The organism is Citrobacter sp. RHBSTW-00599 (assembly GCF_013784065.1).
Classification (GTDB): Bacteria; Pseudomonadota; Gammaproteobacteria; order Enterobacterales; family Enterobacteriaceae; genus Citrobacter; species Citrobacter braakii.
Genome location: NZ_CP056717.1, coordinates 4,008,116 through 4,022,983, shown reverse-complemented (window position 1 = coordinate 4,022,983; position 14,868 = coordinate 4,008,116). Strand labels below are relative to the sequence as shown.

Annotated in this window: 13 protein-coding genes; 12 read left to right on the top strand and 1 reads right to left on the bottom strand. The window is 47.6% G+C overall.

All coding sequences use genetic code 11. The features are described 5' to 3' along the window. Window positions 1-4: 4 nt before the first annotated feature. A complete protein-coding gene (gene frsA, locus HV243_RS19675; protein WP_016155767.1) occupies window positions 5-1,249 on the top strand; it encodes an esterase FrsA in 1,245 nt (414 codons plus the stop codon). 57 nt (window positions 1,250-1,306) lie between these two features. Further along, window positions 1,307-1,708 carry a sigma factor-binding protein Crl gene (crl, locus tag HV243_RS19670; RefSeq protein WP_016151866.1) on the top strand — a complete coding sequence of 134 codons (402 nt, stop codon included), beginning with the start codon at window positions 1,307-1,309 and terminating at the stop codon, window positions 1,706-1,708. A gap of 57 nt (window positions 1,709-1,765) precedes the next feature. Here the strand turns inward: crl and phoE are convergent, their stop codons facing one another. After that, entirely contained in the window at window positions 1,766-2,821 is a 1,056-nt protein-coding gene (gene phoE, locus HV243_RS19665) for a phosphoporin PhoE (protein ID WP_016151867.1), read from the bottom strand. 289 nt (window positions 2,822-3,110) lie between these two features. On the opposite strand from phoE, the gene proB reads away from it, so the two are divergent. The 10 genes from proB (at window position 3,111) to HV243_RS19615 (ending at window position 14,570) form a co-directional block, all read left to right on the top strand. Continuing rightward, window positions 3,111-4,214: a glutamate 5-kinase gene (gene proB, locus HV243_RS19660; RefSeq protein WP_003031373.1), complete on the top strand. Its 1,104-nt coding sequence runs from the start codon at window positions 3,111-3,113 to the stop codon at window positions 4,212-4,214. Between the two features lie 11 nt (window positions 4,215-4,225). Then, window positions 4,226-5,479: a glutamate-5-semialdehyde dehydrogenase gene (gene proA / locus HV243_RS19655; protein ID WP_016151868.1), complete on the top strand. Its 1,254-nt coding sequence runs from the start codon at window positions 4,226-4,228 to the stop codon at window positions 5,477-5,479. Between the two features lie 280 nt (window positions 5,480-5,759). Further along, a complete protein-coding gene (locus tag HV243_RS19650) occupies window positions 5,760-6,479 on the top strand; it encodes a Crp/Fnr family transcriptional regulator (protein WP_047498426.1) in 720 nt (239 codons plus the stop codon). Window positions 6,480-7,074: 595 nt separating this feature from the next. Continuing rightward, window positions 7,075-7,662, top strand: coding sequence for a common pilus major fimbrillin subunit EcpA (locus HV243_RS19645; protein ID WP_046276283.1), 588 nt, complete (start codon window positions 7,075-7,077; stop codon window positions 7,660-7,662). A gap of 53 nt (window positions 7,663-7,715) precedes the next feature. Beyond that, window positions 7,716-8,393 carry a hypothetical protein gene (locus HV243_RS19640; RefSeq protein WP_046276284.1) on the top strand — a complete coding sequence of 226 codons (678 nt, stop codon included), beginning with the start codon at window positions 7,716-7,718 and terminating at the stop codon, window positions 8,391-8,393. Window positions 8,394-8,440: 47 nt separating this feature from the next. Beyond that, window positions 8,441-10,933 carry a CS1-pili formation C-terminal domain-containing protein gene (locus HV243_RS19635; protein WP_053389445.1) on the top strand — a complete coding sequence of 831 codons (2,493 nt, stop codon included), beginning with the start codon at window positions 8,441-8,443 and terminating at the stop codon, window positions 10,931-10,933. Window positions 10,934-10,937: 4 nt separating this feature from the next. After that, window positions 10,938-12,554: a hypothetical protein gene (locus HV243_RS19630; protein ID WP_053389439.1), complete on the top strand. Its 1,617-nt coding sequence runs from the start codon at window positions 10,938-10,940 to the stop codon at window positions 12,552-12,554. After that, a complete protein-coding gene (locus HV243_RS19625) occupies window positions 12,551-13,246 on the top strand; it encodes a fimbria/pilus periplasmic chaperone (protein ID WP_047417050.1) in 696 nt (231 codons plus the stop codon). The genes HV243_RS19630 and HV243_RS19625 overlap by 4 nt, the downstream gene beginning before the upstream one ends. Before the next feature lie 144 nt (window positions 13,247-13,390). After that, complete coding sequence (locus HV243_RS19620; RefSeq protein ID WP_019076099.1) at window positions 13,391-14,122, top strand: winged helix-turn-helix domain-containing protein; 732 nt, start codon at window positions 13,391-13,393, stop codon at window positions 14,120-14,122. Next, a complete protein-coding gene (locus HV243_RS19615; protein WP_046276288.1) occupies window positions 14,097-14,570 on the top strand; it encodes a hypothetical protein in 474 nt (157 codons plus the stop codon). Before HV243_RS19620 ends, HV243_RS19615 begins: the two co-directional genes overlap by 26 nt. Window positions 14,571-14,868: the final 298 nt, after the last annotated feature.

The window sequence follows — 14,868 nt, the reverse complement described above, 5'->3', positions numbered from 1 at the left end:
AATCATGTCACAGGCTAACCTCAGCGAAGTCCTGTTTAAACCCCGCTTCAAACACCCTGAAACGTCAACGCTGGTTCGTCGTTTTAATCACGGCGCGCAGCCGTCCGTACAATCGACCCTGGATGGCAAAACCATCCCGCACTGGTACCGTATGGTGAACCGCCTGATGTGGATCTGGCGTGGCGTCGATCCGCGCGAAATCCTCGAAGTGCAGGCGCGTATCGTCATGAGCGAAGCCGAACGCACCGATAAAGAGCTTTACGACACGGTTATCGGCTATCGCGGCGGAAACTGGATTTACGAGTGGGCGAAGCAGGCGATGGACTGGCAACAGAAAGCCTCTATGGAAGAGGATCCGCAGGTGAGCGGACGCCACTGGCTGCATGCTTCCACGCTCTACAACATCGCTGCTTATCCGCACTTAAAAGGCGATGAGCTGGCAGAGCAGGCGCAGGCTCTGGCCAATCGCGCCTATGAAGAGGCCGCACAGCGTCTGCCGGGCACGCTGCGTGAGATGGAATTTGCCGTTACCGGCGGCGCGCCGATTACCGGCTTCCTGCATATGCCAAAAGGCGACGGTCCGTTCCCGACGGTGCTGATGTGCGGAGGCCTCGATTCCATGCAAACGGATTATTACACTCTGTATGAGCGCTACTTTGCCCCGCGCGGTATTGCCATGCTGACGCTGGATATGCCGTCGGTCGGGTTCTCGTCAAAATGGAAACTGACCCAGGACTCCAGCCTGCTGCACCAGCACGTATTAAAAGCGCTGCCGAATGTTCCGTGGGTGGATCACACTCGTGTGGCGGCCTTCGGCTTCCGCTTTGGCGCCAACGTGGCGGTACGCCTGGCGTATCTGGAATCATCACGTCTGAAGGCGGTGGCCTGTTTGGGGCCGGTGGTTCATGCGCTGCTTAGCGACCCGCAGCGTCAGGCAAGCGTCCCGGAAATGTACCTTGACGTTCTGGCCAGTCGTTTGGGAATGCACGACGCATCCGATGAAGCGTTGCGCGTTGAGCTTAATCGCTATTCATTAAAAGTGCAGGGCCTGCTGGGCCGACGCTGCCCGACGCCAATGCTGTCGGGGTTCTGGAAAAACGATCCGTTTAGCCCGGAAGAGGAGTCGCGTTTAATCACATCTTCATCTTCTGACGGTAAACTGCTGGAGATTCCATTCAACCCGGTGTATCGCAATTTTGACAAAGGGCTGCAGGAAATAACCGGTTGGATCAATCAGAGATTGTGTTAAAAGTTTGCTAAATTTTATCGATTTGGTAAAACAGGTGCTTCACCTAAGGAGATCGTAATGACGTTACCGAGTGGGCATCCGAAAAGTAGATTGATCAAGAAATTCACCGCGCTTGGCCCGTACATCCGGGAAGGGCAGTGCGAAGATAATCGGTTTTTTTTCGATTGTCTGGCTGTTTGCGTCAATGTGAAACCCGCCCCAGAGAAACGCGAGTTTTGGGGCTGGTGGATGGAACTGGAGGCGCAGGAAAAACGCTTCACGTACAGCTACCAGTTTGGCTTGTTCGATAAAGACGGGAACTGGACTGCGGTGCCGGTGAAAGAGACTGAAGTGGTAGAGCGACTGGAATACACCTTACGTGAATTTCATGAAAAATTACGTGGGTTGTTAACGTCGCTGAATCTGGCGCTGGAGCCTGCTGACGATTTTAACGATGAACCGGTTAAATTAACGGCATAATGAACAGTAAAATGCCGGATGGCGGCGCAACCCCATCCGGCATTTTTTTATGCTACATCAGAACTGATAAACCATACCGACAGCAACGATATCATCATTGTTGATGCCCAGTTTATTGTCGCTATCGAGCTGGTTGATTTTATAATCGACAAACGCGGACATATTTTTGTTGAAATAGTATGTTGCGCCAACGTCGATATAATTCACCAGATCCTCATTGCCTACGCCTTCAATATCTTTCCCTTTTGACAGCACATAACCCAGTGACGGACGCAGACCAAAGTCAAACTGGTACTGAACTACCGCTTCGAAGTTCTGTGTTTTATTAGCGAAGCCACCGGAAATTGGCGTCATATTGCGCGTTTCAGAATAGAACGTCGCAATATAAATATCGTTAGCATCATATTTTAAACCGGTTGCCCAGGCTTCTGCTTTATCGCCAGTCCCACGCGTTTGCAGATTCTGCTGGTTGGTACGATCGGAGTTGGTATACGCACCGCTCACCGCGAAATCGCTGCCGCCAAAGTCATAGGTAACGGAAGTACCAAAACCGTCGCCATTTTGTTTTTTCACATCGCGGTCCTGATTTTTCCCCTGGTATTGCAGGGTGAGATCAAGACCATCCACGACGCCGAAGAAGTCGGTGTTACGGTAGGTCGCCAGGCCGCTGGCGCGTTTGGTCATAAAGTTATCGGTCTGTGCGGAGGAGTCGCCGCCGAATTCCGGGAACATATCGGTCCACGCTTCCACGTCGTACAGCGCGCCGAGGTTACGACCGTAATCAAACGAGCCAAGGTTTTTTAATTTCAGACCGGCAAAGGCCAGACGGGTTTTTTGCTGGTTAGAGTCGCTTTCGGCTTTATTGCCGGCGAACTCTGCTTCCCAGCGACCATATCCCGTCAGTTCATCGTTAATTTGCGTTTCGCCTTTAAAACCTAAACGGATATAGCTCTGGTCGCCGTCTTTGCTGTCATAATCCGTCATGTAATGCATGGCTTTTACTTTGCCGTACAGGTCCAGTTTATTACCGTTCTTGTTATACACTTCCGCTGCCTGTACGGATGCCGACGCAGTAATACCCATCACCACTAATGCCAGAGTGCTCTTTTTCATTTTCATTCCTGATTAAAAGTACGCGCTAATATTCACTGGGTGTGATCCCCGTTAAAAGACAGGAGGGTTTTTAACGTCTGGTAATGAACGTTTTATGACAAAGTAAGAATATTTTTAAAAAAGGATGTTTTTTTGTTTCTGTAATAAATGCGTCAAAATCTGCCGCTACGCTTGCTGATCCTGCGCAATAAAATTTCATGCTTTGTGCGCTGGTTGTTGGCAACCGGGGCCAGTCCTGCTAAAACGTTCGTTTGATATCATTTTCCCCAATTTTGAATGGCAGAGAATCATGAGTGACAGCCAGACGCTGGTGGTAAAACTTGGCACCAGTGTGTTAACGGGCGGATCGCGCCGCCTGAACCGCGCCCACATCGTAGAACTGGTTCGCCAGTGTGCGCAGCTCCATGCCGCAGGGCATCGTATTGTTATCGTTACCTCGGGCGCGATTGCCGCCGGACGTGAGCATCTGGGTTACCCTGAGCTCCCGGCAACGATAGCCTCGAAACAGCTGTTGGCGGCGGTAGGGCAGAGCCGATTGATTCAACTGTGGGAACAGTTGTTCTCGATTTACGGTATTCACATCGGACAGATGCTGCTAACGCGTGCGGATATGGAAGACAGAGAGCGCTTCCTTAACGCCCGCGATACGCTACGCGCGCTGCTGGATAACAACATCGTTCCTGTCATTAATGAGAATGACGCCGTAGCGACCGCCGAAATTAAAGTCGGTGATAACGACAACCTTTCAGCGCTGGCGGCGATTCTGGCCGGGGCCGATAAGCTGCTGCTGCTGACCGATCAGCAAGGGCTGTTTACCGCCGATCCGCGCACCAACCCGCAGGCTGAGCTGATCAAAGACGTTCACGGTATTGATGATGCGCTGCGCGCCATTGCCGGTGATAGCGTCTCGGGTCTGGGAACCGGTGGTATGGGGACTAAACTGCAGGCCGCTGATGTTGCATGCCGTGCCGGGATTGACACCATTATTGCTGCAGGCAGCAAGCCGGGCGTAATTGGCGACGTGATGGAAGGCGTTTCCGTTGGGACGCGTTTTCATGCACAGGCCTCTCCGCTGGAGAACCGTAAACGCTGGATCTTCGGCGCACCGCCTGCCGGGGAAATTACCGTTGATGAGGGGGCGACCGCAGCGATTTTGGAGCGTGGCAGTTCATTACTGCCAAAAGGCATTAAAAGCGTGACAGGCAACTTCTCTCGTGGTGAAGTGATCCGCATCTGCAATCTCGAAGGGCGCGATATTGCCCACGGCGTTACCCGCTATAACAGCGATGCGCTGCGCCGTATTGCCGGACATCACTCACAACAGATCGACACCATCCTGGGCTACGAATACGGTCCGGTTGCTGTCCATCGCGACGACATGATTACCCGTTAAGGAACAGGCATATGCTGGAACAAATGGGCATTGCTGCCAAAGCTGCGTCATACAAGCTGGCGCTGCTCTCCAGTCGCGAAAAAAACCGCGTACTGGAAACGATAGCTGATGAGCTGGAAGCGCAAACGGAAAGCATCCTCAGCGCGAACGTACAAGATGTTGAGCAAGCGCGAGCCAACGGCCTGAGCGAAGCAATGCTCGACCGCCTGGCGCTGACTCCGGCGCGTCTGAAAGCGATTGCCGACGATGTGCGTCAGGTATGTAATCTCGCCGACCCGGTCGGGCAGGTGATTGACGGCGGTCTGCTGGATAGCGGCCTGCGTCTCGAACGTCGTCGCGTTCCGCTGGGCGTGATTGGCGTGATTTATGAAGCGCGTCCAAATGTCACCGTTGACGTGGCTTCCCTGTGCCTGAAAACCGGTAATGCGGCGATCCTGCGCGGTGGGAAAGAGACGTACCGAACGAATGCGGCAACCGTGGCGGTTATCCAAAAGGCGCTGGAAGCCTGTGGTTTACCCGCTGCAGCCGTGCAGTCGATAGATAACCCGGACCGAGCGCTGGTCGCTGAAATGCTGCGTATGGATAAGTACATTGATATGCTGATCCCTCGCGGTGGCGCGGGTCTGCATAAGCTGTGCCGTGAGCAGTCGACTATCCCGGTCATCACCGGCGGCATTGGGGTTTGTCATATTTATGTTGATGATAGCGCGGAGATCGACCCGGCGCTGAAGATTATCGTCAACGCCAAAACCCAGCGACCGAGCACCTGTAACACCGTAGAAACCCTGCTGGTGCATCAGGATATCGCTGCGCGTTTTCTGCCTGCGCTGAGCCAGCAGATGGCACAAAGCGGCGTCACGCTGCATGCCGACGACACCGCGCTGGCCACATTGCAGGCAGGGCCCGCTAACGTGGTTGCGGTGAAAGCCGAAGAGTATGACGACGAGTTTCTGTCGTTGGATCTGAACGTGAAAATCGTTACCGATCTGGACGATGCTATCACCCACATTCGCGAGCATGGGACCCAGCATTCCGATGCCATCCTGACGCGCACCCTGCGTAACGCCGATCGTTTCGTGAATGAAGTGGACTCTTCTGCCGTGTACGTTAACGCCTCTACTCGTTTTACCGATGGCGGCCAGTTCGGACTGGGGGCGGAAGTGGCTGTGAGTACGCAAAAACTGCACGCGCGTGGCCCAATGGGTCTGGAAGCACTGACCACCTATAAGTGGGTTGGCTTCGGTGACGACACGATTCGTGCGTAATTGAAAACGGGCGATGCCATAATAGGTCTATGATTTTCAGGTCTGTTAAGGCATTGCCCGGTTAATTCTACCCTTTACCCCGCTACCGTATTTGTTTTCTATCCTGCGTTTTATCATCATCCGCATCAGTCTGGTTTTTAGCCATGCGCTCCCCGGCGTTGAAAGACGACGTATCACAGAATTTTCCCTGCCAGCATGAATTTTCTGGGTCTGCGGCTCATGTATTGTTCCTATGGTCCAATCTATTAGAATCAGTCTCATTTTTATGAGGAGTAGTTGCGTGAAATCGGATATTCACAAACATAGCATTCCTGTTGTGCCACTCGGCAACCCGTTTCCCCCCCGCCATTGTTCACTGTGTCCAAAGGGAGCGGCGATTGATCGTGATAATCAATACCGATTAATAGACAAAAGAAGGAAGTTTAAAGCGGGGGAGATACTCGCCCGGCAGGATGGAGCCGCGGACATGCTTTTTGTTATTCACGAGGGGTACTGCACGTCCAGCGTGGAATGTGGTGATAACGATTTTATCAGTCGCTTTTATGTTCCGGGAGATATCATGGCGCTGGATGCCGTTGAGGGGGGTAAGTATCTGACAACGATCAAGGCTGCAACGGCTGCGGAGGTATGTCATATCGATATTGCGCGGTTGTTCAAGGCAGCAGAAAAGGAGCCGTCGGTTGCAGCGGCAGTCATCAAGTTTCTCTGCAGGGACAATGGATTCATTGTTGAAAAACTACGGCGTTATGCCAATAAACATGCTGAGGCCAGAATCGCTGCTTTCCTCGTGGAGTTTTACGAAATGCATTTACGTATTGGCAGGCCTGAAACGACGCTTCGCTTGCCATTCTCGCGGGAGGAAATTGCCAGTTATCTCGATCTTAAAATTGAAACCGTTAGCCGCTCATTAAAATCCCTCGAACATCAAAAGTTGATTAGCTTACATCGGGTCCGTACGGTAACAATTAATAGTTATTTGGGGTTAAAAGGTTTCAGCTAACCCTATCTTTGCCGTGCGTTATTTATCTCTTGATATTCCAGGAATATTCATTTTATATGGAAAATTCCTGGTTTTATTTATGTGGAATAATTATCAATTCGAATGATAATCCTACAGGTCAGCGCTATTTTTATAAGAATATTCCCTCTTAAATAAATATTTCATGAGAATTTTCTTGTGAAGTTAAAAAATTAGCATAATTGCAACAAATAATAAGCATTACAGAGAGAGTATGTGGATGTTAATTATCTTTATGTTTTTTAAGGGTTTTACTCCTGGGCTATTTGTATGATCTTTTTGATATTTATCAAAAACATAAAAAAGATGAATTGTTTGGTTTTTATTGTTCGCGTGGATAATAATTCTAAAAATGTACGTATTTTAAGTGATTATATCTTAGGAAACTTCTTAGATAATGTTTTTTATAGGAAAATTCTTAGTTTTTTGTAATTTTTACGTTTCAGGGTTTGTTGAGATGTTACTTAATCCAAATGATAATTTTTTGGCGCGGCAATTCTGGCTCGCAATTAATGGAACCGCTGGAGTGACTTAATAATAAGACTCGGTGGTGAGTTTGTTCTTAGGAGAAGATAAAATGAAAAAAATATTATTAGTAACATCTCTGGCTTCTGTATTTGTTGCAGCAAATGCAATGGCAGATGTTACTGCTTCTGCAACAGCCTCGTGGGACGCGACGGCAACGAAAGATACCACCAGCATGTTGGTTGTCACCCCGCTGAACTCTTTAACTTTCCAGTATGCTGAAGGGCTGAATGCCTTCAACTCTCAGGACGGTGCTTTTGATGTGACGATTCAGGGTCAGGAGACGGCAACTGATTTTGAGCTGACTGCTCAGATTATTAGTAACACTCTGATCAACGCCAGTGGTGATGCTTCTACCCTGAACGTAGGGGTGGCATGGAATGGCACTGCGCTGACTAATTCATCAGATACTGTCCTTGTTAACTCCAGCTCCACTTCTGGTCTTGAAAGCTTGATGGCTGATGGCGCTTATAACGGTGCCGATCGTGTCAGCGATCAATCCAACTTCAAATTCACCATCGCGTCAGCGACTTCTGATGGTAGTCAGACAGTAGCAGATTACTCTGCACTGCCAGACGGCTATTGGACTGGCGATGTAAAAGTACAGTTCAATGCAACCTGGACGACTCCGTCTGCCTAAGTAATAAAAAATTCGGGAGAATTTGTTCTCCCGAATTTATCAGGAATGGTGTCATGAAAAAATATTTACCGGCAGCGATGTTGGTAGGGTTAGTAGCATCTTTTCCCGGATGGGCAATTAATGTTGGTGAAATCACATCGATCATGACTTCTGCTGAGAGTTCATTATCGAAAGAAATTATCAATACGACAGATGCGGCGCGTTATGTCAGTGTTTCGGTAAAACAATTGTCATCACCTTTGGCGGGGGGAATCGAAATAAAGCCCGTTAATTCCGGAGAATTACTCTCTACACCTGCCAATCTTATTCTTCCTGGCCAGGCGAAGGATGTATTTCGTTTCTTTTATAAAGGACCTGCAGATGATGTCGAGCGTTATTATCGTCTGCAATGGATAGATGAGCCGGTCACCGAGAGCGCGGAAACCCGGGCGAATAAAATGGCTGTTGCAACAGCGTCGGCTGAAATTGGCACTATCCTGGTAGTCGCGCCGCGCAAGGAGCGTTTTGAATATAGCCGAAATGGCGATGTTATTACTAATACCGGCAATGTATCGTTTCGTGTGATCGCCTATGGGGCTTGTAAAGATAAGGCTCGCGATCGGGGACGAGGCTGTCGCGAACGTTATTACATTATGCCGGGTACAAAAATAAAATTACAGTTTACCGACATTAGTAATAGCCGTTCACGCATCGGTATCTGGCACGGTAAGCAGTTTATTACAGTGAAGTGATGGTCAATAGCAGGGATAAATAAAATTACCGGAATGTAAGGATGCAGATGACAACAACAAATATTGTCGGCGGTAGCATTTGTCTTTTTCTTGCGCTGACACCAGGATTTTCACATGCAGCCCCAGTAAAAGTGGGTAATTATGTTATCCCCAGCGCTTTCGCCCGTTCACTGGAGCAGGGAATGACGGTGCCGGTATATATTCGTTACAACGAGACTGATGAGAAAAGTCAGCAAAAAGTTGCCGATGCGGTGATTTCCCTTGTTGATGGCAATATTACGGTTAAAGCCCTGGCTCTTGCTGAATTGCCCAATAATGCCGTGTTATCTGGAAAAACCCGCGCGTTGGTGGAAAAAATTCGTGATGTGAAGTTTCACGATAACACCAACATCGAGCTATCGAATGATGCACGTCTGCAACTCAACGTCTCTTCATTTCACCTGGAGATGATTGTCAGCAAAGATGCGTTAACTGAAGCGATTGTCGCACGCAGCAGCCTGCTTGGACCTTCCAGCGTGGAGACTCTCTCTAACGTCCTGAACTATAACTTTGGCACCTACTACAACGATTATCATAACGGCAGCAGTACCCGCAGCTATCTGACGATGGACAATACAACATCGCTGCGTGAACACCATGTCAACATTAACGGTTCGTTTTACGGCATAGGCGACAGCAACAGCACCAGTAAACTCTATCGCGCGATGTATGAGCGTGATTATGACGGATATCGACTGGCGCTCGGGATGCTCGACACCTGGAATGTCCAGTCTATTGCCAGCCTGAATGCGCTGAATGGTGGGAAAATTTACGGCGTAAGCTACGGAAACAAAGGAAGTACGGTTGTTGAGAATACCTCGCTTTCGCTCACGCCAATTACCGTATTTTTGCCAGCCGCTGGCGAGGTTCATGTATTTCGTGACGGGCGTTTGCTCAGCGTACAGAACTTTAATATGGGCAGTTATGAAATTGATACCAGTCGTTTCCCGTATGGTGTTTATGATGTCACGGTAGATATCGTGGTCAATGGCCGGACAATTAATAGTCGTATCAGTCGGGTTAATAAAATCTTTGCCCGCCAACAGGCTGCCGGAATTGATCAGCTCTCATGGCAACTGTTTGGTGGCTCACTGGATTATGACCGTGTGAGTTATAAGCGAAACCACTATCAGGATTTAGGCAATGAGCAGACCTGGATTGCCGGCGGTGCCGCATCGGTGACACTGGCGATATTGTCGGGGCTGGGCCTGAAATCTACGCTCTACGGTTTTGGCAACAATACGGTTAATGAAACGGATGTCACACTCAATGTGAATGAATACGTAAGCATTGGCAATCAGACGCTGGTAGCGAACGATTCGTCATGGCGAAACATCAGTAATATCAATCTCAATATCCCCGAGGGATATGGTTCCCTTTGGGCATCTCGTGAAGACAGTAAAATTGGCGACCGTCTGCCCATGCAGGAGCGTGACAATTATTCCATTGGTGGCACTCTTAACCTCGGAAAGTTTATTCCTCATGGCGGCTCGCTTACCGTGAGTCAGACGGAGAATCGCTACTCGGGAAATAAATACCGTAACCTGGACTACAGCACGAACCTTTATTCAGGCAAGTATGCCACGGTTGGGTTGCGCGCAGGTATTCAGCGTTATTACTACAACAACCGGAATGACGATGGGCGACAGGAACGTTATGTCAGCCTGGATTTATCGTTGCCGTTGGCGTCCTGGATGAGCATGGGCGTCTCCCGGGATCGCTATGGCAGCACTCAGGGTAATCTCAGCGCGCGCAAGCAGTATGCTGAAGGCCCCATTAAATCGGTCGGATTGTCGGCTTCGACACGCCTGAGTGGTGAGCAGTATTACGACAATAATTACTCGGTAAACGGCAATCTGAGTTATGACACGAAATATAACGCCGGCACCGTATCGGTAACGCGTTCTGCGGACAACTCCACCAATATGAACTTCTCTTCTCAAGGTTCCCTGGCGTGGGCAGGAAAAGATTTCGGTCTGAGTAAAGAGAGGCAAAGGTCAGGCATTATTGTGAAAACCGATTTGACCGGCGAAGGGAAACTGGCTGCGAAGATTAATAACCGAAATTATCTTCTCAGCGGTAAATCAAATTTCATTGCACTGCCGCCTTATGCTCAGTACAAGCTGGAGATCCTCAATGATAAAAACTCTGAAGACAGCTTTGATATTATTTCAGGGCGCAAACAGGAACTGACGCTATATCCGGGTAACGTGGGTGTTATCAACCCTGAAGTGAAAAGTATGGTCACCGTATTCGGGCGTATTCGTTATCCCGATGGGCAGTTGGCTGCAAACACCGATATTCATAATCACATCGGTAAAACGCGTACGGATGAAAAAGGGGAGTTTGCTATCGATATCGATAAGAAATATCCGGTCATCACGTTAATTTCAGCCAATGGCAGCCTATGCGAAGCCGATCTCGATTTGGAAAAAGCACGCGGCGCAGCGTGGGTTGGTGATGTGAAATGTGCCACGCAAACCACGATGGCGCAGAGGTAATAAAATGAAAGTATTAATTAAAGTAGCTACTGTAATCTGTGCCGTGGGGAGTTTCACGCCTGCGCCTGCTTTGGCTTTGAATGCAGTATCTTCCGGCTCAGTCAGTAATAACTATTTGTTTATTGAAAATGCCATTGATAGTGAATACTTTATCACCCCCTCCGCACTCGACCCTCGTTTCAGCGGTTCAAACACGTGGATAAAATACGGTACCTCTCAGGTAAGTCTCGGGTATTTAGGTTTTGTCATCTGGACTGCGCCAGGAAATTATTATCAGGACATGTGGATTGATAATTCCCCGATTAACGGGCCTTTTCGGGGGATCCGTTGTTATAGCGGCAGCCAGTGTCCATCAACTGGGTTTATTGCCGGGCAAGGCACTGATAAAAACGGTTTTTATCATGCGCAGGTGGGATCTGTCGCAGGTGTTATTGGTGGTGCCTACGGATTCGCTTCCCTGACGGATACTGCCTATGAGTACTTTCGCAATGTGCCTACCGGTAGCAGCGAAACCTATGTGTTCAACCGTTGTTATACTTCCGTGGATTATGATTATTCTTCCGGGCAACGTTGCAAAGATCAATCGAAAGGATTATGGAATTACGTCAATTATACGTTAACCAAACGTGGTCATCTGTCACTGGTATCGACTAATGCATTTCAGGAGCTTTGGGTTGCCAGCGACGGTACGCCGAGCATCACCAAAGACACTGGTTATTGCGAGCTTGGCGTGGTTAACGGCGAAGACGGCGTGATTTGCAAAATGGTAAATTATAACCTGCAACAAACCGCCAATCTGACCGCCTCTCTGACGTTTCGCGCTTATGTCGACACGGCGATGCTTGGTTTTACGCCTGGACCGGCCACCGTGAAATACTCCGGGAATGGTTCAAACTGGTATAACTATGGTACTTCAACTGCTTATTACAACGTTTTCACGACCTCTGGAGAGTACATATATATTTTTCTGTCAAAAGTATTCCTGAAAAAACTCGTCGATTCAGGAATCAGCATTACTAACACTCAACCGTTTACCTTCGGTTTTTATAATGGCTTAACACCTGAGTCAGGGCACTACCAGTTTACGCCTTCGCTACAGATCAATATTGTGCCGAAGGAGTATGGGATCAGTATCGTCTCTTCAGACAACACCGCTTCTGCGAGCGGCAGTGGCACGATTGGCGACGCCGCTCCTATAGAAATAGATTACACCGTGACAGTCTCCGGTCCTCGTCAGGCTGATAGCATTACCGCGCAAGTTATTGGAGAAAGTACGACGATAAACAGTGTGCCTTACTGTCTGTTTACCTCCCCTCAAGGCGGGCTGTCAGTCCCAATCCCCGCCTTTCTGCAGTACAACAGTCAGTCGGGGGGCGTGGTGAAGAAACGAAATAGCTGTAGTGAAGCAGCAATCAATATGAGCGATGCGCAGTGGCAACAGACGCCCTGGGACGCAAATAACAATGATGATGGAAGCTACTATACTACGGATTTAAAATTGCTTTTCCCAATGAATGATTCACGGTCGATGTTAACTGTTTCCGGAACAGATTGGGAAGGTGTCGTCAGTGCCAGTGGAGAGATAATAGTCACGGCGAATTGGGTGGGAGTGACGCCATGAACCGCTGCCGTTTGGTGTTTAGATGGGTATTTATCTTACTTTCCGGGTTGACTATATTCTCCGCACAGGCTGTCTACCTGGAGTCGACCATTTATGAGATGCCATCGGATAAATCATTTATCAGCAAACGGATCTATAACGATAGCCAGAAACAGAATTTGTACAGTATTGGCGCAGTAAAAATTGATAAGCCTGGACCGGGAGGTGAAAACAGAAGTGCCATTGCTGAAGGCGAACTTCTGTTTACGCCGCTGAATTTTTCACTGGCTCCGCAGGCGAGTGAGTTTTTTAAGATTTTCTACCGTGGACCGCAGGATGATAAAGAACGCTATTACCGAATTCTGTTTCGTGAAATGCCGATAACGCTGTTTACCGAGCGTAATCAAGGGAAAGGAGGGCAGGCTCTCCCGGTGATCGCTATGGACACCATATTGGTTGTTCGCCCGAGAAAAATGAATCTGGCCTACACCATTGATGAGGCAAACGGAACACTGAAAAACACCGGGAATACTTTTTTTAAAATCATCGTACACCTGGGGTGCAACTCAACCGATGATGAAGCCACCATGCGTTATGTGTTGCCGGGTGAAACCTGGCGTAGTAGCGAATTGAAATCAAAAAACCGGAAATTTATCGTTGCATTGCAGAAATACATACCAGTAGGTCAGGGGTGCTTCAAACTCAATCAATAGTAAGCATTAAGTCTGATCCGATATGTCATGGTTAGATATCGAACCTATACTGTAACTATCTTTATACAATGCAGTGATCAGCTCGGCACAGATGAAATTTTAGTCATTTGCACTCAACGTCACGGTAATTAAGAGTCAGGTAGTATGAACAGTATAATTAATGAACAGGTTGAGTATGATTCCACCAGAAAAAGCCTGAAACATCGCGATACGACAATAATTCTTTCGGCGTCTACCGCGAGACTACTTGAGCTATTCATTGCCCATAAAAATCAACAAGTCCACCGCGAGTTTATCATTGAAGAAGTCTGGAAAAAGCATGGCATGGCCCCATCGGGTCATAGTCTTAATAAAAGCATCAGTATTTTGCGAAAAGCATTTAGTGAGCTGGGGGCGGGTAATCCCATTGAAACGCTGCCTCGGCAGGGATTTTTGTTCCATGCTTCGATCAGCGATGAATCGTCATCTTCCTCTGAAGATGAAACTGTGCGTTCGGTAACTGAGACGGTGAACTCATCCGTAAGACCAAAACGTAAAAACATTATTCTGTTCATTTTATTATTTGCATTTCTTGGAAGCGCTATTTTTATATTTTTAGCACTTAATTCAAGTTCCAAAAATTTTATCTATATCAGGGCAATAGATGATTGTGAACTTTATACTGCCGATGACAATAATGCTGATAAAACGAAAGCATTTTTATCTTCTGATATGTGGCGAAAAGTAAATGCGGCTTGTCATGATGGCAAGAAAACAATTGTTTTTTATGACGATAATAATTTATCAGCCGGCAATGATCTTAGAGTGAATTTGCTTGGGATTTGTACGTTAGAGAAAGGAGGGGTTGTCCGTGAATGTGAAAATTTTGTTTATTAGTGGGGCAATCTTTCTTGCAGCGATAACAGCATATTTTTTATATCGCCATCAAGAACCTGAGACGCTGACCTGCTCGGCAAAAACTTACCTGCATCTGGAGGCGCAAACTCAGGGGGTAAAAATTGAAGGTGAAGTTCTGCTGGTTTTTCGTATTTCTTCTGCTACCGAAGGGCGGGTATCTCAGATAGGAAGCCTCAATATTCAGGGTAAAAATTATGCTGTAGATCGTAATGTTATCCTGAATTTTATTGGTAAAGATCGTGATGGTTACCTGCAGACCCGTCGTGTAGCTATTGTTAAAAATAAAAATGATAATGTTCCTGATGACGTTACCGAACAACTCATGTCACGACAGGAAATTTTTTATTATAAGATCATCCATATCGCCAAAAATGTCTATGCGATCAGAGATCTGCGACGTACGTTAATGGTTTGTCGGGCAGCATGAGTAACAATAATATGTTATCCTTATGGTTTTAGTAGTTTTATATTTTGTCGTTTTTGGTATTCGTGGTTTTTTGTTTTGTCTTGCAGTGAAAATGAGCAATAGGATTTGTATTGATGAAGAATTAGGATTTTTCCTTTTTCAATAATTAAAATGGCCTTAACATTTAATGGTAATATTCATATGGATAATCGTGATTATAAAATCTGAAACTGCGTGAGATGACTTATGGATAAAGTTAATTCGCGGACTGCATTGTAATTTCTGGAGGCTAAAGGTGTTGTATATTCTCTCGTGTATA